Below are 23,886 nucleotides of genomic sequence, written 5' to 3'. Positions count from 1 at the left end.
GGTCAGGCCCGCTCGCGATCAGTGTCGTTGCGCGCGATCCGCTCCAGCAGCTTCTTGATGTCCTTCTGCTGCTCGGCCTGCGCCTCCACCCAGTCGCGCACCATCTGCTGTTCGCCGCGCATGTGCTGCACCAGGCCTTGCAGGCTCTCGGCCAGATGCGCCATGGCGGTGGTCACGCGCTGCGAGCCGGCCTCCGTCATGGTGCGGTCGAGCTTTGCCACCGCCTCGGTGAGCTGGGTGAGGTCGGCGGGCGGCAGGAAAGCGGAGGGCGGAGGCAGGCTGCCCACGGGGGCGGGAGCGGCGGGCACGGGCTTGGGCGCCGGGACCGGCTTGCGCTCCTCCATGCCGAGGTCCTCCACCGTGGTGGACAGCCAGTCCTCCAGATCGGTGTAGAAGCGGTTCTGCGCCTGCCCGGCCTGCAGGTCGAGGAACCCGAGCAGCAGCGAGCCGGCGAGGCCGAACAGCGAGGACGAGAACGCAATGCCCATGCCGCCGAGCGGAGCGGCGAGGCCGGTCTTCATGGTCTCCAGCGCCGAGGCACCGTCCGGGCCGACCTCCAGCGAGCCGATGACGCGGCTGATCGAGCCGATGGTCTCCAGAAGTCCCCAGAAGGTGCCGAGCAGGCCGAGAAACACCAGCAGGCCGGTGAGATAGCGCAGCAGGTCGCGCGCCTCGTCGAGCCGGGTGCCGATCGATTCCAGGATGTTGCGCATCGTGGTCTGCGAGATCGACATGCGCCCGACCCGGTCGCCGAGCAGCGCGGCCATCGGTGCCAGCAGCTTGGGCGCGCGCCGCACCTCGATGCCCGGCTCCACGATGCGGAAGCCGTTCACCCAGTCGACCTCGGGCAGCAGGCGCACCACCTGCCGGAAGGCGAACACGACGCCGATGAACAGCACGCCGAAGATCACGCCGTTGAGGCCGGGATTGTTGAGGAAGGCGGCCCAGATCTGTCGATGCAGCACCGCGGCGAGCGACACGCAGAGCAGCAGGAACACGAACATGCGCACCAGAAAGATTCTGGGCGAGGAAATTTTCAGGAAAGGATCGTGGTCGCTCATGCCGCTGGCAGCCTCCTCGCGCGGGGCGCCCGCCAGCGCCCTCGTCGACGAGGGGACTATGCCACAGAGCGCGCGAAATGAAACACGGCGGTATTGCTTTCTTCGCGCCGTTTCGGCGCGCGAAAATCGCGTGCGCAACCCGCCGCTTCAGGCCTTGCGGATGATGGCCAGCAGGTCGCGGCGGATATGCTCGTTGCCGGCAACGATATCCCCCTTGGCGAGCATCTTGTCGCTGTCGTCGAGATCGCTGACATAGCCGCCCGCCTCGCGCACCAGCACGATGCCGGCCGCCATGTCCCAGGCCTTGAGATTGCGCTCCCAGAAGCCGTCGAACCGGCCGGCCGCCACCCAGGCGAGATCGAGCGCGGCCGCGCCGGAACGGCGCAGGCCCGAGACCTTCGGAGCGAGCGCCGTATATTCGCGGACGAAGCCGGCGAGGTCGCCACGGCCCATATGCGGCACACCGCAGGTGATCACGCTCTCGGACAGCGCGCGGCGCGCGGCGACGCGGATGCGGCGGTCGTTGAGGAAGGCGCCCGCGCCCTTCTCGGCGATGTAGAGCTCATCCATCACCGGATTGAAGATCACGCCCGCCACCGGCACACCATCGCGCAGCAGCCCGACCGAGATGCAGAACAGCGGAATGCCGTGCAGGAAATTGGTGGTGCCGTCGAGCGGGTCGATGATCCAGCGATGGCTTTCGTCCGCGCCGTCGACCTCGCCGCTCTCCTCCATGATGAAGCCGAAATTCGGCCGCGCCCGGGAAAGCTCCTCCTGAAGGATGCGCTCGGCCTTGCGGTCGGCATTGGAGACGAAATCCGCCGGGCCCTTGAGCGAGACCTGAAGGTTCTCGACCTCGCCGAAATCGCGGACGAGGGAGCGGCCGGCCTTGCGGACGGCCTGGACCATCACGGTCATGAGTGGGGAGCGGATCATGGGAACTTTCCGAAGGGACGACGGGCCCAGCGCATGCGCGGGCCACGTTAGGGACATCAAACACCAGATTCAGTGAATTCGTGTGCCCGGCGCGGGGCACTTCGTCAAGGCAACCCTGCCCGGCGCGTCGAGCGGGCGCAGGTCGCACGCCGTGGCGACGGGCTCCGCTCAGCCCATGCCGACGCCGCCGGAGGGGCTGGGACCGAGTTCGCGGGCGAGCCGCTCCAGCCGCTCGGCGGCGTCCAGCACCGTGCCGGCCAGCACCTTCTGGCCGTCGCCGAGCCGCTGCTGCGCGCCGGCGCGGGCGGCGCGTTCGGCGGTCAGCTCCTGCTCCAGCGCCCGCAAATGCCGGCGCGTCTCGCTGAGTTCGTCGGCGATGGTGATCGCCGCCATCACACTGAGGCGCTGGTCGCCAATCTCGCCAAAGGCGGCGCGGAGCTGGTCGATCTTGGCATCGACCTCCTGGCCGAGCCGGGTCAGGTGGTCTTCCTGGCCGTCGTCGCAGGCCATGCGGTAGGCGCGTCCGGCAATGGTGACGGAGACATGGGCCATGGGCGACGCCTCAGCGCTCATGCGCGGCAAGCACCGCGCGGATGGTTTCCATGGCGCTGCCGAGCCGGCGCGCCACCTCGTCATTGGCGCCTTCGAGCCGCTCGGCCTTGGCCTGCGCGCCGTCCAGCGCATCGGCAAGGCGCGCCCGGTCGGCGCCGAGCACATGGAGCTGGGCGGCAAGTGCCGCCTCCTGCCGCTCGACCTCCAGCCGGCGCTCCACGGCGGCTTCCAGCGCCTCGACGGCGGCATTGAAGCGCCGGAGCGCGGCTTCGAGCGGATTGGTCTCGCCGGATGCCGGATGATTCATGAACGCGCGGGTTCCGTCGCAAGGTGCAGGGAGATTCGCGATATCGCGCGATTCCGGCGACATTGAGCCTGCGCGGGCCCGCAGCGTCAACCGCCGGCGCAGGGACGCGGGCCGCGCGGGTCTGCTCCCGGCTTCGCGCGGTTTGACACCACGCGGCGTGGTGCTATCACTCCCGCGCTGCTGCAATGCGGCAACACCGTGGCCAAGGACCGCGCAGCGAAGCGGATCAGCTCATCCCCATCCCCGCTGCACGGCGAGACAACCCCCATCGGGAGACGTCGCCCTCATGTCGAACCGCGAAAAGCACGATCGCATGGCCAACGCCATCCGGGCGCTGTCCATGGATGCCGTCGAGGCCGCCAAGTCCGGCCATCCCGGCATGCCCATGGGCATGGCCGATGTCGCCACCGTCCTGTTCGGCAAGGTGCTGAAGTTCGACCCCACCGACCCGCACTGGCCCGATCGCGACCGCTTCATCCTGTCGGCCGGCCACGGCTCGATGCTGCTGTATTCGGTGCTGCATCTGGTCGGCTATGAAGGCGTGTCGATGGACGACATCCGCCATTTCCGCCAGCTCGGCTCGAAGACCCCCGGCCACCCGGAATTCGGCCACACCGTCGGCGTCGAGACCACGACCGGCCCGCTGGGCCAGGGCATCGCCACCGCGGTCGGCTTCGCGCTTGCCGAGCGCATGGCGGCCGCGCAGTTCGGCCCCGACCTCGTGGACCACCACACCTATGTGATCGCGGGCGATGGCTGCCTGATGGAAGGACTTTCGGAGGAGGCGATCGAGATCGCCGGCCACCAGAAGCTCGGCAAGCTGATCGTGCTGTGGGACGACAACCACATCACCATTGACGGGGCGACCTCGCTCTCGGTCTCCACCGACCAGCTCGCCCGCTTCGAGGCCTCGGGCTGGGAGGCCACGCGGATCGATGGTCACGATCCCGACGCCATCCTCGCCGCGCTGGAGCGCGCCAAGACCACCGACAGGCCCTCGCTGATCGCCTGCCGCACCACGATCGGCTTCGGCGCCCCGACCAAGGGCGGCACCAACGGCGTGCACGGCGCGCCGCTCGGCGCCGCCGAAATCGCCGCCACCCGCGCCGCGCTCGGCTGGGAGGCGGAGCCTTTCACGGTGCCGACCGACGTGCTGGACGCCTGGCGCCTCGCCGGCCTGCGCTCGCGCCAGGCCCACAAGAACTGGCTGCAGCGCTTCAAGGAAGCCGACATGGACCGGCGCTGCGAGTTCGATCGCCGCCAGCGCGGCGACCTGCCCTCCAAGTTCTCCGACGTGGTAGCCGGCGTGATCGCCAAGGCCCGCGCGGATGGCGGCGCGGTCGCCACCCGCAAATCCTCGGAGATCGTGCTGGAGGCGCTCACCGCCGCGCTGCCGGAAATGGTGGGCGGCTCGGCCGACCTCACCCATTCCAACAACACCAAGACCAAGGCCACCGCCAAGGACGTGATGCCCCCGGCCTATGACGGGCGCTATGTGAACTGGGGCATTCGCGAACACGGCATGGCGGCGGCGATGAACGGCCTTGCCCTGCATGGCGGCTTCGCGCCCTATGGCGGCACCTTCCTGGTGTTCTCCGACTATTGCCGGCCCTCGATCCGGCTCGCGGCGCTCATGGGCATCCGCGTGGTGTATGTCTTCACCCACGATTCGATCGGCGTCGGCGAGGATGGCCCGACCCATCAGCCGGTGGAGCAGATCGCCGCGCTGCGCGCCATCCCCAACCTGCTGGTGTTCCGCCCCTGTGACACGGTGGAGACGGCGGAAGCCTGGAAGCTCGCCCTCGAGCACAAGAGCGGCCCGAGCGTGCTGGCGCTGACCCGCCAGAACCTGCCGCTGCTGCGCACGGAAACCACGGAGCGCTGCCTCACCGCGCGCGGCGCCTATGAGCTGATCCCGGCCTCGGACGAGGCGCAGGTCTCGCTGTTCGCGTCGGGCTCGGAAGTCTCGCTGGCGGCGAGCGCGCGCGAGGTGCTGGAAGCCGAGGGCATTCCCACCCGCGTGGTGTCGGTGCCGAGCTTCGAGCTGTTCCTGAACCAGCCTGAGGAGACCCGCCGGCAGGTGGTCGGCAAGGCCCCGGTCAAGGTCGCGATCGAAGCCGCGATCCGTCAGGGCTGGGACGCCGTGGTCGGCTCGGACGCCGCCTTCGTCGGCATGACCGGCTTCGGCGCCTCCGGCCCCGCCCCGCAGGTGTTCGCGCATTTCGGAATCACCGTCGAGGCGGTCGTCACCACCGCGAAGAGCCGGCTGAAGAGCGCGAAGTAATGACAGCCATGCGCATTGCGCATGGATCGTGCGACAGCTCCGCGCATTGGTCCTATCGAAGGGGAAGGACGCTGGCATAGGCGCCCGCCCCGCGCTATGAGGCCAATGCGCTGGGAGGCGCCCGGACACTAAAAGGAACGGCACGTACAAGGTCCGGCGGCCAGGAACCCACTTTTCATCTCGGGGATAGACGCATGACGCTCAAGGTTGCCATCAACGGTTTCGGACGCATCGGCCGCAATGTGCTGCGCGCGATCATCGAATCCGGCCGCACCGATATCGAAGTCGTTGCCATCAACGATCTCGGCCCGGTCGAGACCAATGCGCATCTGTTCCGCTTCGACAGCGTGCACGGCAAGTTCCCCGGCACGGTCACGGTCGAGGGCGACACCATCAATGTCGGCCGCGGCCCGATCAAGGTGACCGCCGTGCGCAACCCGGCCGAGCTGCCGCACACCGCGCTCGGCGTCGACATCGCGCTGGAATGCACCGGCATCTTCACCTCGAAGGACAAGGCGAGCGCCCACCTCGCCGCCGGCGCCAAGCGCGTCATCGTCTCGGCCCCGGCTGACGGCGCCGACTTCACCGTGGTCTACGGCGTGAACCACGACAAGCTGACGAAGGACCACCTCGTCATCTCCAACGCCTCGTGCACCACCAACTGCCTCGCCCCGGTGGCCAAGGTCCTCAACGATGCCGTCGGCATCGAGAAGGGCTTCATGACCACGATCCATTCCTACACGGGCGACCAGCCGACGCTGGACACCATGCACAAGGACCTCTACCGCGCCCGCGCCGCCGCGATGTCGATGATCCCGACCTCGACCGGCGCCGCCAAGGCGGTCGGCCTCGTGCTGCCGGAACTCGCCGGCAAGCTGGATGGCTCCTCGATCCGCGTGCCGACCCCGAACGTCTCGGTGGTCGACCTGAAGTTCGTCGCCGGGAAGACCACCAGCAAGGAAGAGATCAACGAGGCGATCAAGGCCGCCGCCGAGGGCTACCTCAAGGGCGTGCTCGGCTATACCAGCCAGCCCAACGTCTCGATCGACTTCAACCACGACGCCCACTCCTCCACCTTCGCTCTCGACCAGACCAAGGTGATGGAGGGTAACTTCGTGCGCGTGCTGAGCTGGTACGACAACGAATGGGGCTTCTCCAACCGCATGTCCGACACGGCGGTGGCACTGGGCAAGCTGATCTGAACGAGTTCCGGCCGGGCCGTCGATAAGACGCCCGGCCGTTTCGTTTGCACCAGCCAAGAACCCGAAAAGCCCTGGGGAGACGCCAGAATGAGCCAGACGTCCGCTTTCCGCACCCTCGATGATGCCGATGTCTCGGCCAAGCGCGTGCTGGTGCGTGTCGACCTGAACGTGCCGGTCGATGCCGGCCGCGTGACCGACGACACCCGCATCCAGGCCGTGCTGCCGACCATCCGCGAGATTTCCGACAAGGGCGGCAAGGTCATCCTGCTCGCCCATTTCGGCCGCCCCAAGGGCGCCGACCCCAAGCTCTCGCTGGCGCCGATCGCCGGTGAGGTGGCCTCCCGCCTCGGCAAGCCCGTCGCCTTCGCGCCCGCCACCATCGGCGAGACCGCCGAGGCCGCCGTGGCCGGGCTCAAGGACGGCGAGGTCCTGCTGCTGGAGAACACCCGCTTCGACCCGCGCGAGGAGAAGAACGACCCCGCCTTCGTCGAGGCGCTCGCGAAGCTCGGCGACCTCTATGTGAACGACGCCTTCGCCACGGCCCACCGCGCCCATGCCTCGACCGAAGGCCTCGCCCATCACCTGCCCGCCTATGCCGGGCGCTGCATGCAGGTCGAGATCGAGGCGCTGGCCAAAGCGCTGGAGAAGCCGGAGCGCCCGGTCATGGCTGTGGTCGGTGGCGCCAAGGTCTCCTCCAAGCTTGATCTGCTCGGCAATCTGGTCGCCAAGGTCGACCTGCTGGTGATCGGCGGCGGCATGGCCAACACCTTCCTGGCCGCGCAGGGCAAGAGCGTTGGCAAGTCGCTGTGCGAGCACGACCTCGCCGGCACCGCGCTCGAGATTCTGGACAAGGCGAAGGCCGCCGGCTGCGAGGTGGTGCTGCCGGTCGACGCGCTGGCCGCCACCGAGTTCAAGGCCCATGCCGCGCATCGCGTCGCGTCGGTGGACGACATCAAGGCCGACGAGATGATGCTCGATGCCGGCCCGGCCTCGGTCGACAACGTCATCGCCAAGCTGAACACCGCGAAGACCGTGGTCTGGAACGGCCCGTTCGGCGCGTTCGAACTGCCGCCCTTCGACACCGCGACCGTCGCGGTCGCCAAGGCGGCGGCGGAGCTGACGGCCACCGGCAAGCTGCTCTCGGTCGCCGGGGGCGGCGACACGGTGGCGGCGCTGAACCATGCCGGCGTCGCCGACGCATTCACCTATGTCTCGACCGCCGGCGGCGCCTTCCTGGAATGGCTGGAAGGCAAGCCGCTGCCGGGGGTGGAGGCACTGCGCCGCTAGAGTGTTTTCCGATCAGGCAAACGCGTCTGTTCGACAGGGAAATGCTCCGGGAAGGCAGCGCGATCGCGCCTCAAGACGCGACGCGTTGAGTTGACGCAAGGTCCGGCCTCGCCTTTTGCGCGAGGTTGGGAAAATGAGGTGCCTGAGGTTTACCGACGCATCAATGTCGAGAAATCCACGGCGCCGATGCTATAAATCCATCAGGTCTCCTCCCGCCGGGCCATCAGGATGCGGGAGGGGGTTCGTCCTTCTCGTGCGGGAGAAAACGATGTCGGCCAGTCTTGACGAAGTTGCGTATAAAATGTGTGCCGGCGGCAAGGGCATCCTCGCCGCCGATGAAAGCTCAAGCACGATCAAGAAGCGTTTCGACGATATCGGTGTCGAATCCACCTTCGATAATCGCCGCGATTACCGCGAGATGCTGTTTCGCTCCGACGAGGCGATGACCAAGTACATCTCGGGCGTCATCCTCTTCGACGAGACCATCCGCCAGAAGGCCAAGGACGGCACGCCGCTGGTGGAGCTGATCCAGAAGGCCGGCTCGCTCCCGGGCATCAAGGTCGATGCCGGCGCCAAGCCGCAGCCGGGTGCGCCCGGGGAGACCATCACCGAGGGCCTCGACGGCCTCGGCGGCCGCCTCAAGGAATATTACGATCTCGGCGCGCGCTTCTCGAAGTGGCGGGCGGTGATCGACATCGGCAACGGCATTCCGAGCTACACCTCGCTGATCGCCAACGCCCAGGCGCTGGCCCGCTATGCGGCGCTGTGCCAGGAAGCCAACATCGTGCCGATCGTCGAGCCGGAAGTGCTGATGGACGGCGACCACGACATCGACCGCTGCTACCACGTCACCGAATGGGTGCTGAAGGAAACCTTCCAGCAGCTCTATTATGCCCGCATCCGCCTCGAAGGCATGGTGCTGAAGCCGAACATGGTGGTGTCCGGCAAGAAGTGCCCGACGCAGGCCTCGGTCGAGGAAGTCGCCGAGAAGACGGTGCGCCTGCTCAAGAACTGCGTGCCCTCCGCCGTCCCCGGCATCGCCTTCCTGTCCGGCGGCCAGTCGGACGAGGACGCCACCGCCCATCTCGATGCCATGATCAAGATCGGCGGGCTGCCGTGGAACCTGACCTTCTCCTATGGCCGCGCGCTTCAGGCCGCGCCGCAGAAGGCCTGGTCGGGCAAGGATGAGAACTGGGCCGCCGGCCAGGCCGCCTTCACCCACCGCGCGAAGATGAACTACCTCGCCGCGCTGGGCCAGTGGAGCGCCGAGGTCGAAAGCAAGAAGGCGGCCTGAGGCCGGCTCCTGTCAACGACTGATGCCGTCAGACGCCGCCCCTTCCGGGCGGCGTTTTTCGTTTCCCGCCTTCGCTGGGCACCAACGAAAATGCCCGGCGCGCGGCCGGGCATCCATCGTGTCTCAGAGCGCTGGGAACGCCTTGCCTTCAGCGGCGGAAGCCGCCCCCGCCAAAGCCATGGAACCCGCCGCCGCCGAAGTCGCCGCCGCGGAAGCCGCCATCGCCAAAGCCGCCCCGGTAGCCCCCGCCACCGAAATCGCCATAGCCGCCAGCATGGGCGAAGTCATTGAAACGCTGGTCGCCCATCGACTGGAAGCTGCGCTGGCTGTCCAGCCGATCGATCTGGCCCTGATCCGTGTCGCGCTGCCAGCCGCCATTGGCCGCCTGATGCTGCCAGGCGCCGTCATCGCCATATTGATGGATCGAGCCGTCATGGTCGGTGTAGATGTTGCCGTTGTTCCAGGCCACCGCATTGCCGGTGCGCGCATTGCCGGCGACGCCGCGGCTGTCGGCACTCACATGGCCGTCGACGTCGGTCACGCCGGTCTCCGAGGCATGGCCGATGCCGGTGGTCGGGTTGTAGCCCGCGGACTGCCGCCCGGCGGCGAAATTGCCGTTATAGGCATTGCCCTCGATGCCGGCGCGCGCCTCGCCATGCGCCCCGGAATAGGGATTGTCATAGGCGCCCTCGCGGCCGGCCGCGTAGTTCCCGCTCCACGGGTTGAAGGCCGCCCCGCCGCGCCCGGCGAAGGCGGTGCCGTTGCCGGTCACGCCGGCGACGTTGCGCCCGGCCCATTCATTGCCGGTCCACGGGTTGTAGCCATAGGCATGGTTGACCACGGCCGCGCCGCCCCAGGCGCCATAGATGTTGGTCTGGTTGATGTTGACGTTGGTCCACGGGCCGCCCCACGGGCCATGGCCCCAATACGGCCCCCACCACGGATCGGCGACGCCCCAGTCATAGCCGTCGACGAACCCGAAGGCGAAGCCGGTGGTCCAGCCGAAGGCGGCGTTGTAGCCATAGGTCGGCGGGCAGCCATACCAGTAGGTGGCGCCGACATAGCCCACGCAATTATAGCCGGTGCCGTAGACCACCGTGCCGCCGGGCTCCAGCACCACGCCGAGATAGCCGGGCGTGTAGCCCACCGTCACCGCCTGAGGCGTCGAGGCATAAACCCGCACATAGGTCACATAATGCAGCGGCGAGGAAACCGGGATGGTGTAGATCGCCGCCGGCACCACGTCGGCGACATTCCACGGGCCGGTCGGCGTGGTGGAAACGAACCACGCGGCGTGGAACAGCGCATAATAACGCCCGGTATCGAGCTGGATCACCGGCGTGCGGGTGTTCTCGGCATAGAGCAGCGTCGTGCCCTTGATCGGCACGAATTTCGGCGTGCCGCCGTCATACTGGATGGTGAGCTGGGTGTTGCGGGCGATGGTCGCGGTCTGCGGTACGGTCGCGGCAATCGCCGCCTCCTTGGCCTGCGGCGTGCCCGGCACCGCGACCAGCGCGTTGGCGGCCGGATCGGTCGGTGCGATCTTCGCGAACGCGGCCGGAAGCTGGGCGCCCGGCACGAAGCTCCACGGCCCGTTCAGCCCGGTGGAGCGGAACCAGCGGCCCGACACCAGCACGTAATAGGCATTGTTGGACGGGTCCATGAACACCGCATGATTGGCGTTGCTCATGCGCAGCAGCGAGGTGCCGGTGACCGGCGCCATCTGCGCGGCGCCATTGGTCAGCACCAGCTCGGTCGGGGCGGTGACGACCATCGCGGCGGCGGGCTGGGCCGGCTTCTGTCCATTGGCCGGCAGCATGGACTGCGCCGGCTCATCATAATTGGCGGTGCCGCCGGCGGCCTGGAGGTCCGGCGTGGGCGCCACCGTCACCGTCCACGGCCCTTCGATCGCGGGCGCCTGATACCAGGTGCCGGCGGCCTGAAGGTGATAGAGCCCGGCGCCATCGACCAGGATCAGCGGGCCGGTATTGATCACGCGCTGGTAGCCCTGCGCGCCCTGCACGGGGCGCAGAACCGGCGTGCCGGCCACCTGCACCAGCAGGGTCGGCGTGCTCGCGAACACGATGCGCGGCGGGGTGTTGTCCACCGGCTGCGTCATCTCCTTGGTGATTTCCTTGGCGGCCGCGTAGGAGGTTGTGAGGTGATCGAGCGCCACGCTCATGCCTTCGGGCGGAATGCGCGACTGCAGCGCGCTCATCAGCGCGGTGTCCTGAGAGGGATCAGTCGGCACGTCGACCTTGGTGATCTCGATCGTTGAGAGCTGGGCGAGGCGCGCCGGCTTGTCGATGGCCACGCGCGCGGTGAAATGGGCGATGCCGTAGGTCGGCGATCCCTTGGCCGGGCCAATGGCGATGGCGGCGCGGCCGGAAAGCTGGTCACCGTTCCAGGTCTCGATCAGCGGCTGGTAGACCTGAAGCATCTGGTCGCCGACATCGAAGCTGCGCGGCCAGGCCAGCGCGCCGGCGGACAGACCTTGATAGGGCGCGGTGCCGCTTCCGGCGGTCGGGCTCGGGGCGGCGGGCTGCTGCGCCAGCGCCGGAACGGCGGCGAGCAGCAGGGGCGCTCCCAAGGTGACGGCGCAGGCAAATGAAACGGCGTTACGCAGGACACGAGCGGGCATGATTTCCCCCTGCCGGCAGGCAGCCGGCGCATTTTAACACCTACGTACCTATCATTTGCCTCTGTCACGGTGAAGCGGCTCCCCGCCTGCGCGCCGTGACATCTTCATGAACACACCCAGGGCGGCGGGGCCCCCGCCCCTCTTCAACAACGCGGTGACATGCTCTAGGACAGGGACGAACCCGGCCCGGCGGACCGCCTTCCCAAGCCGGCCGCCTTATAACGGCGCGCAGGAGCGCGGCGCGGCTGACACCTGTCGCGATCGGCCTTCATGCCGCCGCGACCGGCGCCAGTTTCGTCGTGCTTTCGCCGCCATCCTGCGACATGGCTCGATGATGGCACGAAACCAGTCTCCCCCTCCCCGTCCGGCGCCGCGTCTCTACCTGCTGGCCCGGATCGACGCGGCCACGATCCCCGCGCTCACGCAAGCTCTGACCACGGCGATGACCGCGCTCGACGTGGCGGCGGTGCTGCTGCGCCCGGTGGGGGATCCTCCGCCCGCAGCCGCGCTGCGCCCGGTGGTGTCGGCCTGCCGGGAGGCCGGCGCCGCGCTGCTGATCGAGGGCAATGTCGCGCTCGCCGAGGCGATCGAGGCCGACGGCGCGCATCTCGACGACACCGACGCGCTCAAGGACGCGCTGCCGGCCCTGCGCCCGCACGGCATTGCCGGGGTCGGCGGACTGCGCAGCAAGCACGACGCCATGACCGCGGGCGAGCTGGGAGCGGACTATGTGATGTTCGGCGAGCCGGACCTTGCCGGCCGTCGCCCGCCCTTCGAGATCACGCTGGAGCGCACCGACTGGTGGGCGCAGCTCTTCGAGCCGCCCTGTGTCGCCTATGCCCGCACGCTGGAAGAGGTCGAGACGCTGGTTGGTGTCGGCGCCGATTTCATCGCGGTCGACGATCTGGCCGTCGGCGCGGCGCCGGACCTCCTCGAAGCGCTGGCCCGGCATCTCGCCGGCGGCGGGGGCGACGCATGAGCATGCCACGCCGGCCGATTCTCGCGCGGCTCGCCGCCGGCTTCGCGCTGGTGATGCTGGCCGGGCCCGCGGGGGCGCAGGTGGGCGCCCCGCCGGCCGCCCAGCCCGCAAGGCCGGCACCTGCGGCCAAGCCGACCGCCAAGCCGGCCGCAAAGCCCGCTGCCAAGCCGGCGGCGACCGCGGGCGCGGTGCGAAAGAGCGCGGCCAAGCCTGACCCGGCCTTCGCCGCCTTCCAGCGCGGCCAGTTCAAGACCGCGCTCGACCTCGCCGTGCAGCGCGCCCGGCGCGACGGCGATCCGGTGTCGATGGTGCTGGCGGGCGAGGTGCTCTCGCAGGGCTACGGCGTGCGCCAGGATGATGCCGCCGCGCGCAAATGGTTCGAGGCTGCCGCCGCCAAGGGCAATGCCGATGCGCTGTTCACCCTCGCCGCCCTCGATATCGGGCGTGGCGCGCTCAACAAGGACAATGCCGTCGACTGGCTCCGGCAGGCCGCCGAGAAGGGCAATGCCGCCGCCGCCTATAATCTGGGCCTGATCTATCTTGAGGGGCAGGTGGCTCCCAAGGAGCCCGCGGTCGCGGCGGGCTGGTTCCAGCGCGCGGCCGATCTCGACCAGCCCGACGCGCTCTACGCCCTCGCCACGCTGTACCGCGACGGCAATGGCGTGCCGAAGGACCCGGTGGAAATGGCCCGCCTGCTGCAGCGCGCCGATATGGTCGGCAACCGCGTGGCGACGACGGAATATGCCATCGCCGTGTTCAACGGCTTCGGCGTGCCGAAGGACGAGGAACGTGCCGCCGCGCTCTTCCACAAGGCGGCGCTGGCCGGCAATGCCATCGCGCAGAACCGCTATGCGCGCATTCTCTCCGCCGGGCGGGGCGCCCCGCAGGACATGGTGGCCGCCGCCGCCTGGCACCTTGCCGCCAAGTCGCAGAAGCTGGACGACCCGGCGCTCGACAAGATGGTCGCCCAGCTCACCCCCCAGCAGCGCACAGAGGCCGAGCACCGGCTGGAGGTGTGGAGCGGCGAGGCCACGCCGTGAGCGTGCCTTGCCACCGCCCCTATGCCGTCGCATACCCGCCCCGCGGCACGCTTTGGCGTGCCTGAGTTGCGGCCATGCCTTGCCCCAGCCGCTTTGCGCCGCTACTCATCGTGGCGCGGGGCGGAGAAGGGCGAACGCGCCCGCGCGGCCCGGCAGGGGACTGGTTTCGGAAGCGGCTGCGGGAGCGGCTTTCGCGGCACTATCAGAGGTACGTTTTTGACCGTCTTCCGTCGATACCTGCCCTCATTCCCGCAGGACCTGCGCGCCACGTCATTGCCTGGATGGCGCGCCCATGCCGCCCGCCCGCGCGCCGTCGCCTGCCACGTCCTGCTCCTGGCCGCGCTGCTGCTCGCCACGCTGCTGTCCGCGCCCGCCGCCATGGCTCTGGAATCGGTGGCGATCCGGCTGGATACGCCGGTGGTCGATCTCGCCCCTGCGATCGAGATCCACACCAGCGAAACCGACCGGCTGCAGATTTCCACCGTGCCCGGCGCCGACGGCATCGTGCGCCGCATCGAGGTGCGCGCGGCGGTGCCCGGGCCGAACGGCAGCAAATGGGCGGTGTTCGCCCTCACCAACAATACCGACGAACAGGTCGACCGGCTGATCGTCGCGCCGCATTACCGCATGGTCGGCTCGGGCGTGTTCCTGCCCGACCTCGGCAACCGGCGCATTCTCAACATCACCGCGAGCCAGGGTTTCCGCCCGGAAAAACAGAACGCGGCGGATGCCGACGTCTACATGATCACGCTCGACCCCGGCACCACGGTGACACTGGTGGCCGAGCTGACTGACGCCCACCTGCCGCAGCTCTATCTGTGGGAGCCGGAGGCGTTCAAGGACAAGGTGAACTCCTTCACCCTCTACAACGGCATCGTCATCGGCATTGCCGGCCTGCTGGCGCTGTTCCTCACCATTCTGTTCGTGGTGAAGGGCTCGATCATGTTCCCGGCCGCCGCGGCGCTGGCGTGGGCGGTGCTCGGCTATATCGGCCTCGATTTCGGCTTCTGGTCGAAAGTGTTCGGCATCTCGCCGCTGGCGCAGCAATTCTGGCGCGCCGCGGGCGAGGCGATCCTTGCCGCCACGCTGGTCGTGTTCCTGTTCGCCTATCTCAATCTCAACCGCTGGCATGTGCGCTACGCCCACATCACCGCCGGCTGGCTGGTTTTCCTCGCCGCGCTGGTCGGCCTCGCGCTGCTCGACCCTTCGGCGGCGGCGGGCATCGCGCGGCCCTCGCTCATGATCGTGTCGTTCATGGGCTTCGGCGTGGTGCTGTGGCTCGCCTTCCACCGCTACGACCGCGCGGTGCTGATCATCCCCACCCTGTTCCTGCTGGTGGTCTGGGTCATCACCGCCGGCATGGCGGTCTCGGGCGCCATCGGCAACGACCTGGTGGCCCCCGCCCTGCTCGGCGGCCTGGTGCTGATCGTGATGCTGATCGGCTTCACCGTGATGCAGCACGCCTTCGCCGGCATCGGCGCCGTGGCCGGCAGCGCGCAGGAGCTGGAGCGCCGCGCGCTCGCCGTCGCCGGCTCGGGCGACATCGTGTGGGACTGGGACGTCGACACCGACCGCATCCATGTCAGCCCCGAGGCCGAGCTGCTGCTCGGGCTCAAGCAGGGCGCGCTGGAGACCGAGGCCGCCGGCTGGCTCGACATCATCCACCCCGGCGACCGCGACCGCTTCCGCGCCACGCTGGACGGGCTGCTGGACCAGCGGCGCGGGCGCATCGACCAGGATTTCCGCCTGCGCGCCCATGACGGCCATTATCTGTGGTTCAACCTGCGCGCCCGGCCGGTGGTCGGCACCGATGGCGAGGTGGTGCGCTGCATCGGCACGCTCTCCGACGTCACCGAGAGCCGCACGGCCGAGGAGCGCATGCTCCACGACGCGGTGCACGACAACCTGACCGGCCTGCCAAACCGCGAGCTGTTCATCGACCGGCTCACCTCCGCCATCGGCATGGCGCGCTCGGACGACACGCTGAAGCCGACCATCATGATGGTCGACCTCGACCGCTTCAAGCAGGTCAATGCCAGCCTCGGCATGCCGGCCGGCGATTCCATCCTGCTCACCGTCGCCCGCCGCCTGATGCGGCTGACCAAGCAGCAGGACACGCTGGCGCGGCTCGGCGGCGACCATTTCGCGCTGATCCTGCTCTCGGAGAAGGACCCCGAGCGCATCACCGCCTTCGCCGATACGCTGCGCCGCACGCTGCGCGCGCCCATCACCTTCGGCGACCGCGAAATCTTCATCACCGCCTCGATCGGCCTGCTGCTCGCCGACGGCCAGACCCGCGCCCCGACAGAAATGCTCAAGGACGCGGAGCTGGCCATGTATTTCGCCAAGCGCGTCGGTGGCGATCGCATCGAGGTGTTCCGCCCCTCCATGCGCACCCACAAGCTGGATCGCCTGACGCTGGAAAGCGACCTGCGCCAGGCGCTGGAGCGCAACGAGATCAACGTCGTCTACCAGCCGATCGTCGATCTCCAGACCCGCGCGATCGCCGGCTTCGAGGCGCTCGCGCGCTGGCAGCACCCCAATCTCGGCACGCTCGGCCCGGACGATTTCATCGGCATCGCCGAGGATACCGGCCTCATCGTCGATCTCGGCCTGTTCATGCTCGACACGGCGGCGCGCCAACTCGGCATCTGGCAGCGCGGCATGCGCGGCGAGCCGGTGTTCATGTGCGTGAACGTCTCCTCCCGCCAGATGCTGCGGCACGATCTGCTGCAGGACATCAAGGCGGTGCTGGCGCGCAATGTGGTGGCTCCCGGCACGCTCAAGCTGGAGCTGACCGAATCGCTCGCCATGGAGAATCCAGAATATGCCGCGCAGATCCTGATGCGCATGCGCGAGCTCGGCGCCGGCCTCGCGCTGGACGATTTCGGCACCGGCTATTCCTCCATGGCCTATCTGCAGCGTTTCCCGTTCGACACGATCAAGATCGACCGCACCTTCGTGAAGGCGCTGGGTCGCAACGGCAACAAGGCGCAGCGCCCGGTGATCCTGCGCACCATCGTCAACATGGCGCATGATCTGGGCATGGACATCGTGGCGGAGGGCATCGAGGCCGAGCCCGCCGCCGTGGCGCTCGGCAAGATCGGCTGCCGCTTCGGGCAGGGCTATCTGTTCGGCGAGCCGATGTCGGCGGAAGACGCGCGCAAGCTGCTGCAGCCGGAGACCCAGCCGGCCTCGCTGCTGGAGCGCGGCCGCATGCTGGCGCGTCCCGGCTCGCGCACGACCCCGCGCGATCCTGGCGCCGAGCCGCCGGCCGATGTGGCAGCCAGACCGCCGGCGCCGCTGCCCGCCGCCGCTCAGCCCGCCCCGCCACGCCCTGCCGCACCCGCGGCGCCGCGTCCGGCCCGCCCGGCGCCGCCGCCGGCCGCCGGCCTGCCCCCCGCCCGGGAGAACGGGCCGAAGGAAGGCGCCCCGGGTACCGCCATGGTGGAGCCCAAAGCCGCCTCCTAGCGAGGCGCACGCGCGGCCGTTGCCGCCTTAACGATCGTGACGTGAATGACGGAAGCCGGCGTCTCAGGCGTGGCCGGCGTCCGAGGACAGCATGCCGGGATCGATGCCGATCTTTCGCAGCGCGCGGTCATATTTGGCCGCCGTATCGGCGCCGAACACCAGCGAGCGGTCGGCCGGGCAATGCAGCCAGCCATTTTGCTGGATCTCGTTCTCGAGCTGTCCCGGCGCCCAGCCGGCATAACCCAGCGCCAGCACCGCGCTGGATGGCCCATCGCCAGCCGCGATAGCCCGCAGAATGTCGAGCGTGGCGGTGAGGCAGATGCCGTCATCGATCGGCAGTGTCGAATCCTGGATGAAGAAATCGGCGCTGTGCAGCACGAAGCCGCGCCCGGTCTCCACCGGCCCGCCCTTGAGCACCCGGACCCCGCCGGCGCTGGAGGGCAGGTGGATGCGCTGTTCCTGCGGCACCACGTCGAGCTGCACCAGAAGGTCCGGGAAGGTGACGTTGCTGGCGGGCTGGTTGACGATGATGCCCATCGCGCCCTCCGACGAGTGGGCGCACAGATAGATCACCGCGCGCGCGAAACGTTCGTCACGCATGCCCGGCATCGCGACCAGCAGCTGTCCGTCGAGAAATGTCCCGCCGGATCCGTCCTCCAGATCGCGACTGTCCTGGTTTCCGATCCTCATAGAGGAAAGCGTAACCCCCATCGGCGCATTTTCAAGTGCGCGCGGCGCCGCAACGGCGCCCATCGCGGTCCGCCTCACATGAAAGTGCGGCCGCGACGGCTTTCCCGGCGCATCGCGACAGGGTATCGCCAACTCATGCTTCGACTGTGCCGCCATCTCCTCACCCTCCTCGCCGTTGCCGGCGCGCTCGCCGGTTTTGACCCGGGCGCGGCGCGGGCGGGCGTCGAATCGCCCTGGTCGGCCCCGACCGGCACCGCGGTGCGGCTCCTGGGCGGCGCGCGCGAGGATGGCCGGCTTCCCGGCGGCATCGAAATCCGCCTCATGCCCGGCTGGAAGACGTATTGGCGCTATCCGGGTGACGCCGGCATTCCGCCGCGCTTCGACTGGTCCGGCTCGCAGAATGTCGGGAATCTGGAGATCTTCTGGCCGGCCCCGGTGCGGTTCGACGAGGGCGGCAGCCTGTCGATCGGCTACAAGCACGATGTTGTGATCCCGTTTGCCGTGACCCCGAAGGACCCCACCAAGCCGGTCGCGCTCCGGCTCGCGCTGGATTTCGCGGTGTGCGAGAAAATCTGCCAGCCGGCCAATGCCGTCGTCACATTGGACCTGCCGGCTGAGGGGGCCGCGCCCACCCCGCCGGCCCTGCTGGCGGCGCAGGCTCGCGTGCCGCGTCCCGCCGCACTCGGCGCCGCGGGCGAGACCGCGATCGAGACCGCGACGCTGGAGACCATCGACGGCACGCCGACGATCCGCGTCGTCGCGCGTGTCGACGAGACGGAGCGCGCCGACCTGTTCGTGGAAGGGCCGACCGAGGACTGGGCGCTGCCGCTGCCCCGTCGCGAGCCCGGCGCGGACGGGCGCACGCAGTTCCTGCTGCCGGTGGACGGCGTGCCCACGGGTGCCGATATCGCGGCCACCGCGCTGAAATTCACGCTGGTGGACGGCTCGCGCGCCGCCGAGGTCAATACCCGGCTTTCCGCGCACTGATACGGCTTTCCGTCGGACGGGAAATGTCTATGCTACCGTCGGCCGGGCACCCGGGGGGCGTCGCGGCTGCGGCTGACCAGTCGCCTTCCGCCCGCGCAAAAATAATCACGTGAAAGGACCACTCATGACCATCAAGGTCGGCGATACCCTGCCGAGCGCCACGTTCCGCGTGGCCACGGCCGACGGCCCGGTGCCGAAGTCCACTGAGGAAATCTTCAAGAACAAGAAGGTCGTGCTGTTCGCCGTCCCCGGCGCCTTCACCCCGACCTGCCACAAGAACCACCTGCCGAGCTTCATCGCCCGCGCGGACGAGCTGTTCGCCAAGGGCGTGTCGACCATCGCCGTGACGGCGGTCAACGACCCCTTCGTGATGGAAGCCTGGGAGAAGGCCTCCAATGCCGGAGGCAAGATCGTGTTCCTTTCCGACGGCAATGGCGATTTCGCCAAGGCGCTCGGCCTTGAGTTCGACGCCTCCGCGGCCGGCCTCGGCCTGCGCTCCAAGCGCTACTCCATGCTGGTCGACGACGGTGAGGTGCTGGTCCTCAATGTCGAGGAAAAGGCCCACAAGGCCGACGCCACCAATGCCGACGTGCTGCTCACGCAGTTCTGATCACTCACATGCCTTCTCCGGCCGGACGCGTTCCGGCCGGGCTCGCGCCTTCCGCCCGCACACGTCGCGCGTCGACAGCGCCGCGTTTCAGGCGATGATATCCGGGAAAATCTGGTCCTCGACGAAGCCGATGCGGTCCTTCAGCATCAGCTTGCGCTTCTTGAAGCGAGCCAGCTGGAGCTGGTCGCAGCTCGGCATGGCCTGAAGCGCGGCGATGGCGACGTCCAGATCCCGATGCTCCTGCCGCAGACGCTCGAGGACAGCCGACAACTCGCGTTCCTCTTCCGCCGTCATCTCTATCAAATGCCCGACCTGCAAACCGACTCGCCCCCGCCCTCGCGGGGCTTGGCGCTGAGTATTGCCGCCCTTTGCCCGGCCCGCAACACGAACTCGCGAGGACCCGCCGGCCGCGCCGTTTTGCTGCAGCGCAGTACATCGTTTGATCGACAGCCGTCCCGGCTTGTGACACGCTCATGACGTTCGCTTCCGAAGACAAGGAGAAATGTCCATGTCCATGCAGGCGCATGTCGCGGAACTGGAACGACGCCACGAGGCGCTCGAAAAGGCCTTACGAGAAGAAACGGCGCGTCCCGCATCAGACGAGGCGCGAGTGAATGACCTCAAACGCCGCAAGCTGCATCTCAAGGATGAAATTACCCGGCTCAAGGGCACGCTGCACTGAGGCTGTCGCGGCACTCCATGCCTTGCATTCACTTCCCGCCGGCCGCTGCGCCGGCGGTTCTGCTTCTGCAGCCCTGGCCTGCCGTAAGGGGACGGCCGGCTAAACCTAAGGTCGTAAGCATTTGAGCGCTCTTGTAAAGCAGGGGCGCCGCTTCAATCCTTGTGTTCAAAGCAAAAAGAACGGAACGCTGGGAGACGCCTCATGACAACCGATATCAGTCGGTACCAACAGACCTATGCCCGCTCCATGCAGGACCCCGAAGCGTTCTGGCGCGAGGCGGCCCATGGCATCGACTGGATCGCGCCGGCGCGCAGCGTGTTCGATCCCGATCACGGCGCCTATGGACGGTGGTTCACGGGCGGGTTGTGCAATGCCTGCCATAACGCGGTCGACCGCCATGTCGACGCCGGACGCGGCGCCCAGCCGGCGATCTATTATGACAGCCCGGTCACCGGCTCCAGGCGCACCGTCACCTATTCCGAGTTGCTGGCGGAAGTGCGCACGCTGGGTGCGGTGCTGCGCGATCTCGGCGTGGAGAAGGGCGACCGCGTCGTCATCTACATGCCGATGATCCCCGAGGCGCTGTTCGCCATGCTGGCCTGCGCGCGCATCGGGGCGGTGCATTCGGTGGTGTTCGGCGGCTTCGCAGCGGCCGAGCTCGCCAGCCGCATCGAGGACGCCCAGCCCAAGGTCATCCTCTCCGCCTCCTGCGGCATCGAGCCCTCGCGCGTGGTCGCCTACAAGCCGTTGCTCGATCTCGCGCTCACCATGGTCAGCCACCAGCCGCAGGCTTGCCTGGTGTTCCAGCGGCCCGAGCTGGCCGCCAGCCTGAAGCCCGGGCGCGACCATGACTGGGCGCAGGCGCGCAGCCATGCCGCCAGCGCCGGCCGCGGCGCCGATTGCGCGGCGATGGGCGCCACCGAGCCGCTCTACATCCTCTACACCTCCGGCACGACCGGAAAGCCCAAGGGCGTGGTGCGCGACACCGGCGGCTATATCGTGTCGCTGCGCTGGTCGATGGACGGGCTTTACGGCGTCGCGCCGGGCGAGGTGTTCTGGTCGGCTTCCGACATCGGCTGGGTGGTGGGCCACTCCTACATCGTCTATGCCCCGCTGCTCACCGGCTGCACGACCGTGCTGTATGAAGGCAAGCCGGTGGGCACGCCCGATGCCGGCGCGTTCTGGCGGGTGATCGAAGACTACAAGGTCTCGGCGCTGTTCACCGCTCCGACCGCGCTGCGCGCCATCAAGAAGGAAGACCCGGACGGGCGGCTGATCGGCGATTACGACCTGTCCTCGCTGCGCACCCTGTTCCTCGCCGGCGAACGCGCCGACCCGGACACGGTGATCTGGGCGGAGCAGAAGCTCGGCGTGCCGGTGGTCGATCACTGGTGGCAGACCGAAACCGGCTGGGCCATTGCCGGCAATCCGGTGGGCCTCGGCCGCCTGCCGGTCAAGGTCGGCTCCACCGGCGTGCCGATGCCCGGCTATGACGTGCAGATCCTCGACGAGGGCGGCCATACGCTACCGGCCAACAAGATGGGCTCCATCGCCATCAAGCTGCCGCTGCCGCCCGGCTGCCTGCCCACGCTGTGGCAGCAGGACGAGCGGTTTCGCGAGAGCTATCTCATGGACTTCCCCGGCTACTACAAGACCGCCGATGCCGGCTTTCAGGACGAGAACGGCAACCTGTTCATCATGGGCCGCACCGACGACATCATCAATGTCGCCGGCCACCGGCTCTCGACCGGCGGCATGGAGGAGGTGCTGGCCTCGCACCCGGACGTCGCCGAATGCGCGGTGATCGGCATGCATGACGCGCTGAAGGGCGAGGTGCCCTGTGGCTTCGTTGTGCTGAAATCCGGCGTGGAGCGCGCCCCCGACGAGATCGAGCGAGAGATCGTGGCACTGGTGCGCGACCGGATCGGCCCCGTTGCCGCGTTCCGCCTCGCCATCACCGTGGCGCGGCTGCCGAAGACCCGCTCCGGCAAGATCCTGCGGGGCACGATGAAGAAGATCGCCGATGCCGAGAGCTGGAACATGCCCGCCACCATCGACGACCCCGCCTCGCTGGACGAGATCGCGGCGGCGCTGCAGCATCGCGGACTGGTAAAGCAGCCGCAGCGCGCGTGAGCCGCACCGCACGGCCGTTAAAAACAAGGCGCCCGAGCGGGCGCCTTGTTGGTTTCAGATCGACGGATCACGGCGATGCCGCGGGCGCTCCGCACAGGGACTGCCCGGCGCGCGTCACTCGTCGTCGTCGTGCTGGGTCTTGCGCGAGCCGCCGAGCTTGGCGAACACGGTTTCGAGGTCCACCGGCTCCTCGCGCGGCTTGCGCTCCGGCACGAAGGGCTCCTGGTAGCCGCCACCCGTGGTGACGTCTGCCGGCAGGAGGGTTGCGCCATCGCCGCCCGCCACCGCCGCCGGGCGGTCCTTGGAGGAGCGCTGCACCTCGATGTCGAGGTCGATCTGCGAGCACAGGCCGAGCGTCACCGGGTCCATCGGCGTCAGGTTCTGCGCATTCCAGTGGGTGCGCTCCTTGATCGAATCGATGGTGGTCTTGGTGGTGCCCACCAGACGCATCACCTGGCTGTCCTTGAGCTCGGGATGGTTGCGCAGCAGCCAGAGAATGGCGTTCGGCCGGTCCTGGCGCTTGGACACCGGGGTGTAGCGCGGGCCACGGCGGCGCTTGGGCTCGGGCAGGCGAACCTTGGATTCCAGCAGCTTCAGGCGATGATTGGGGTTCGCCTCCGCGCGCTCGATTTCCTCGCGGGCGAGCTGGCCGGTGGTGACAGGATCGAGACCCTTGATCCCCTGCGCGACCTCGCCATCGGCGATGCCCTTCACTTCCAGCACGTGAAGCTTACAGAAATCGGCGATCTGGTCGAAGGTGAGCGCAGTGTTCTCGACCAGCCACACCGCGGTGGCCTTCGGCATCAGGGGTGCGTTCACCATGGGACGCGTCTCCATCACATTTCGATGTCATTCGACCACGCAAGGGCTCTCAAGCTCCGACCACCCTGGGGCGGAGCCTCGGACCGTCTCGCGATGACCGGGATGCTTTATTATAGGGCGGCACCGGCGCGCGTGCAAACCCAAAGACGGCTGCGATTGCCGATGCGCGCCAAGGGCTGTTAGGTTCGCGCCGGGTTCCGCCATGGACGGTTGACGATGATGACGCTGCGCACGCTTGCCCTCGCCCTTCTCCTTGCTTCCGGCAGCCTCGCCGGCGCGCAGGACATGCCCGCCCCGACGGACGTGCCCGCGACGGACGGGACCGTAAGGCCGGACACGCCCGGCCTGCCCGATCCCACCCGCGTCACCGGCGGCACTTATACCGTCGACACCAACCACACCCAGGTGATCTGGTCCCTCGACCATATGGGCTTCAGCCCGCTTTCCGGCATGTTCGGCGGCATGAGCGGCACGCTCAAGCTCGACCCCAACGCGCCGGAGGACGCCGTGCTGGAGATCACCATCCCGATGTCCGGGCTCGCCGTGACCTCAAAATCGTTCGGAGAGGACCTCGCCGGGCCGGAATTCTTCGACGCCGCCAAATTCCCCGCCGCGACCTTTAAGTCCACCGAGATCAGTACCGATGGCACCTCGGCCACGATCGAGGGCGAATTGACGCTGCACGGCGTCACCCGGCCGGTGACGCTGGACGCGGAATTCGTCGGCGCCGGCATCAATCCGCGCTCCAAGGTGGAGAATATCGGCTTCATCGCCACGGCCAGGCTGAACCGCAGCGATTTCGGCCTCGGCGCCGCCGTGCCGCTGGTTTCCGACGAGGTGGAGCTCTCCGTGGTCGGGGCTTTCGCCAAGGCGCCGTGAGGCGTGCCGGGCGCGGGGGCGCGCTTGAC

Annotated in this window: 20 protein-coding genes; 12 read left to right on the top strand and 8 right to left on the bottom strand. The window is 68.4% G+C overall.

The annotated features are described in order from the left end of the window. Window positions 1–2: 2 nt before the first annotated feature. From MKI84_RS17570 to MKI84_RS17555, 4 genes are all read right to left on the bottom strand, one after another. Window positions 3–1,061, bottom strand: a complete 1,059-nt coding sequence (locus MKI84_RS17570) for a flagellar motor protein MotA (RefSeq protein WP_241621549.1) — start codon at window positions 1,059–1,061, stop codon at window positions 3–5. A 147-nt stretch (window positions 1,062–1,208) separates the two neighbouring features. Beyond that, the gene (locus tag MKI84_RS17565) at window positions 1,209–1,997 is read right to left on the bottom strand and encodes an inositol monophosphatase family protein (RefSeq protein WP_241621548.1); all 789 of its coding nucleotides are present in this window, start codon (window positions 1,995–1,997) and stop codon (window positions 1,209–1,211) included. 168 nt (window positions 1,998–2,165) lie between these two features. After that, window positions 2,166–2,570 (bottom strand): cell division protein ZapA, encoded by a 405-nt coding sequence (locus MKI84_RS17560; RefSeq protein ID WP_241621547.1) that lies wholly within the window; start codon window positions 2,568–2,570, stop codon window positions 2,166–2,168. Further along, window positions 2,560–2,856, bottom strand: coding sequence for a DUF4164 domain-containing protein (locus MKI84_RS17555; RefSeq protein WP_241621546.1), 297 nt, complete (start codon window positions 2,854–2,856; stop codon window positions 2,560–2,562). The genes MKI84_RS17560 and MKI84_RS17555 overlap by 11 nt, the downstream gene beginning before the upstream one ends. A 286-nt stretch (window positions 2,857–3,142) precedes the next feature. Between MKI84_RS17555 and tkt the strand changes: the two genes are divergently transcribed. The 4 genes from tkt (at window position 3,143) to MKI84_RS17535 (ending at window position 8,923) form a co-directional block, all read left to right on the top strand. Further along, window positions 3,143–5,140 (top strand): transketolase, encoded by a 1,998-nt coding sequence (tkt, locus tag MKI84_RS17550; protein ID WP_241621545.1) that lies wholly within the window; start codon window positions 3,143–3,145, stop codon window positions 5,138–5,140. 194 nt (window positions 5,141–5,334) lie between these two features. After that, window positions 5,335–6,342: a type I glyceraldehyde-3-phosphate dehydrogenase gene (gene gap, locus MKI84_RS17545; RefSeq protein ID WP_241621544.1), complete on the top strand. Its 1,008-nt coding sequence runs from the start codon at window positions 5,335–5,337 to the stop codon at window positions 6,340–6,342. A gap of 87 nt (window positions 6,343–6,429) precedes the next feature. Then, window positions 6,430–7,629 carry a phosphoglycerate kinase gene (locus tag MKI84_RS17540; protein ID WP_241621543.1) on the top strand — a complete coding sequence of 400 codons (1,200 nt, stop codon included), beginning with the start codon at window positions 6,430–6,432 and terminating at the stop codon, window positions 7,627–7,629. A gap of 268 nt (window positions 7,630–7,897) precedes the next feature. Then, window positions 7,898–8,923: a class I fructose-bisphosphate aldolase gene (locus MKI84_RS17535; RefSeq protein ID WP_241621542.1), complete on the top strand. Its 1,026-nt coding sequence runs from the start codon at window positions 7,898–7,900 to the stop codon at window positions 8,921–8,923. 148 nt (window positions 8,924–9,071) lie between these two features. Here MKI84_RS17535 and MKI84_RS17530 read toward each other — a convergent pair whose 3' ends face one another. Next, window positions 9,072–11,564: a carbohydrate-binding family V/XII gene (locus MKI84_RS17530; RefSeq protein ID WP_241621541.1), complete on the bottom strand. Its 2,493-nt coding sequence runs from the start codon at window positions 11,562–11,564 to the stop codon at window positions 9,072–9,074. A gap of 331 nt (window positions 11,565–11,895) precedes the next feature. Here MKI84_RS17530 and MKI84_RS17525 point away from each other — a divergent pair, with 331 nt between their 5' ends. The 3 genes from MKI84_RS17525 (at window position 11,896) to MKI84_RS17515 (ending at window position 17,054) form a co-directional block, all read left to right on the top strand. Beyond that, complete coding sequence (locus tag MKI84_RS17525; protein ID WP_241621540.1) at window positions 11,896–12,543, top strand: thiamine phosphate synthase; 648 nt, start codon at window positions 11,896–11,898, stop codon at window positions 12,541–12,543. Next, on the top strand, window positions 12,540–13,583 hold the full coding sequence (locus tag MKI84_RS17520; protein ID WP_241621539.1) for a tetratricopeptide repeat protein: 1,044 nt from the start codon (window positions 12,540–12,542) through the stop codon (window positions 13,581–13,583). Before MKI84_RS17525 ends, MKI84_RS17520 begins: the two co-directional genes overlap by 4 nt. Before the next feature lie 378 nt (window positions 13,584–13,961). Further along, a complete protein-coding gene (locus MKI84_RS17515) occupies window positions 13,962–17,054 on the top strand; it encodes an EAL domain-containing protein (protein ID WP_241621624.1) in 3,093 nt (1,030 codons plus the stop codon). Between the two features lie 63 nt (window positions 17,055–17,117). Here MKI84_RS17515 and MKI84_RS17510 read toward each other — a convergent pair whose 3' ends face one another. After that, window positions 17,118–17,744 (bottom strand): YqgE/AlgH family protein, encoded by a 627-nt coding sequence (locus MKI84_RS17510; protein WP_241621538.1) that lies wholly within the window; start codon window positions 17,742–17,744, stop codon window positions 17,118–17,120. Window positions 17,745–17,879: 135 nt separating this feature from the next. Here MKI84_RS17510 and MKI84_RS17505 point away from each other — a divergent pair, with 135 nt between their 5' ends. Together MKI84_RS17505 and MKI84_RS17500 are read left to right on the top strand one after the other, a co-directional pair. Beyond that, window positions 17,880–18,731: a protein-disulfide reductase DsbD domain-containing protein gene (locus MKI84_RS17505; RefSeq protein WP_241621537.1), complete on the top strand. Its 852-nt coding sequence runs from the start codon at window positions 17,880–17,882 to the stop codon at window positions 18,729–18,731. 124 nt (window positions 18,732–18,855) lie between these two features. Continuing rightward, entirely contained in the window at window positions 18,856–19,341 is a 486-nt protein-coding gene (locus MKI84_RS17500) for a peroxiredoxin (protein ID WP_241621536.1), read from the top strand. A gap of 87 nt (window positions 19,342–19,428) precedes the next feature. On the opposite strand, the gene MKI84_RS17495 is transcribed toward MKI84_RS17500, so the two are convergent. Then, window positions 19,429–19,635: a YdcH family protein gene (locus tag MKI84_RS17495; RefSeq protein WP_241621535.1), complete on the bottom strand. Its 207-nt coding sequence runs from the start codon at window positions 19,633–19,635 to the stop codon at window positions 19,429–19,431. 214 nt (window positions 19,636–19,849) lie between these two features. Here MKI84_RS17495 and MKI84_RS17490 point away from each other — a divergent pair, with 214 nt between their 5' ends. After that, a complete protein-coding gene (locus MKI84_RS17490) occupies window positions 19,850–20,023 on the top strand; it encodes a YdcH family protein (protein WP_241621534.1) in 174 nt (57 codons plus the stop codon). Between the two features lie 201 nt (window positions 20,024–20,224). Next, on the top strand, window positions 20,225–22,156 hold the full coding sequence (locus MKI84_RS17485; protein WP_241621533.1) for a propionyl-CoA synthetase: 1,932 nt from the start codon (window positions 20,225–20,227) through the stop codon (window positions 22,154–22,156). A gap of 114 nt (window positions 22,157–22,270) precedes the next feature. On the opposite strand, the gene MKI84_RS17480 is transcribed toward MKI84_RS17485, so the two are convergent. After that, the gene (locus MKI84_RS17480; RefSeq protein WP_241621532.1) at window positions 22,271–22,978 is read right to left on the bottom strand and encodes a DUF1013 domain-containing protein; all 708 of its coding nucleotides are present in this window, start codon (window positions 22,976–22,978) and stop codon (window positions 22,271–22,273) included. 216 nt (window positions 22,979–23,194) lie between these two features. On the opposite strand from MKI84_RS17480, the gene MKI84_RS17475 reads away from it, so the two are divergent. Then, window positions 23,195–23,857 (top strand): YceI family protein, encoded by a 663-nt coding sequence (locus MKI84_RS17475; protein ID WP_241621531.1) that lies wholly within the window; start codon window positions 23,195–23,197, stop codon window positions 23,855–23,857. Window positions 23,858–23,886 lie beyond the last annotated feature (29 nt).

The organism is Ancylobacter gelatini, assembly GCF_022601675.1.
GTDB classification, from domain to species: domain Bacteria; phylum Pseudomonadota; class Alphaproteobacteria; order Rhizobiales; family Xanthobacteraceae; genus Ancylobacter; species Ancylobacter gelatini.
The sequence above is the reverse complement of the archived record's forward strand: the minus strand, read 5'-3'. Positions and strand labels throughout refer to the sequence as shown.

What these genes read in the sequence shown, in the direction of transcription:
- MKI84_RS17495 (WP_241621535.1), bottom strand. Translation starts at nt 19,635, where the DNA reads ATGACGGCGGAAGAGGAACGCGAGTTGTCGGCTGTCCTCGAGCGTCTG.
- gap (WP_241621544.1), top strand. Translation starts at nt 5,335, where the DNA reads ATGACGCTCAAGGTTGCCATCAACGGTTTCGGACGCATCGGCCGCAAT.
- MKI84_RS17525 (WP_241621540.1), top strand. Translation starts at nt 11,896, where the DNA reads ATGATGGCACGAAACCAGTCTCCCCCTCCCCGTCCGGCGCCGCGTCTC.
- MKI84_RS17515 (WP_241621624.1), top strand. Translation starts at nt 13,962, where the DNA reads ATGGCTCTGGAATCGGTGGCGATCCGGCTGGATACGCCGGTGGTCGAT.
- MKI84_RS17540 (WP_241621543.1), top strand. Translation starts at nt 6,430, where the DNA reads ATGAGCCAGACGTCCGCTTTCCGCACCCTCGATGATGCCGATGTCTCG.
- MKI84_RS17520 (WP_241621539.1), top strand. Translation starts at nt 12,540, where the DNA reads ATGAGCATGCCACGCCGGCCGATTCTCGCGCGGCTCGCCGCCGGCTTC.
- MKI84_RS17505 (WP_241621537.1), top strand. Translation starts at nt 17,880, where the DNA reads ATGCTTCGACTGTGCCGCCATCTCCTCACCCTCCTCGCCGTTGCCGGC.
- MKI84_RS17500 (WP_241621536.1), top strand. Translation starts at nt 18,856, where the DNA reads ATGACCATCAAGGTCGGCGATACCCTGCCGAGCGCCACGTTCCGCGTG.
- MKI84_RS17490 (WP_241621534.1), top strand. Translation starts at nt 19,850, where the DNA reads ATGTCCATGCAGGCGCATGTCGCGGAACTGGAACGACGCCACGAGGCG.
- MKI84_RS17510 (WP_241621538.1), bottom strand. Translation starts at nt 17,744, where the DNA reads ATGAGGATCGGAAACCAGGACAGTCGCGATCTGGAGGACGGATCCGGC.
- tkt (WP_241621545.1), top strand. Translation starts at nt 3,143, where the DNA reads ATGTCGAACCGCGAAAAGCACGATCGCATGGCCAACGCCATCCGGGCG.
- MKI84_RS17565 (WP_241621548.1), bottom strand. Translation starts at nt 1,997, where the DNA reads ATGATCCGCTCCCCACTCATGACCGTGATGGTCCAGGCCGTCCGCAAG.
- MKI84_RS17485 (WP_241621533.1), top strand. Translation starts at nt 20,225, where the DNA reads ATGACAACCGATATCAGTCGGTACCAACAGACCTATGCCCGCTCCATG.
- MKI84_RS17570 (WP_241621549.1), bottom strand. Translation starts at nt 1,061, where the DNA reads ATGAGCGACCACGATCCTTTCCTGAAAATTTCCTCGCCCAGAATCTTT.
- MKI84_RS17475 (WP_241621531.1), top strand. Translation starts at nt 23,195, where the DNA reads ATGATGACGCTGCGCACGCTTGCCCTCGCCCTTCTCCTTGCTTCCGGC.
- MKI84_RS17555 (WP_241621546.1), bottom strand. Translation starts at nt 2,856, where the DNA reads ATGAATCATCCGGCATCCGGCGAGACCAATCCGCTCGAAGCCGCGCTC.
- MKI84_RS17530 (WP_241621541.1), bottom strand. Translation starts at nt 11,564, where the DNA reads ATGCCCGCTCGTGTCCTGCGTAACGCCGTTTCATTTGCCTGCGCCGTC.
- MKI84_RS17560 (WP_241621547.1), bottom strand. Translation starts at nt 2,570, where the DNA reads ATGAGCGCTGAGGCGTCGCCCATGGCCCATGTCTCCGTCACCATTGCC.
- MKI84_RS17535 (WP_241621542.1), top strand. Translation starts at nt 7,898, where the DNA reads ATGTCGGCCAGTCTTGACGAAGTTGCGTATAAAATGTGTGCCGGCGGC.
- MKI84_RS17480 (WP_241621532.1), bottom strand. Translation starts at nt 22,978, where the DNA reads ATGGTGAACGCACCCCTGATGCCGAAGGCCACCGCGGTGTGGCTGGTC.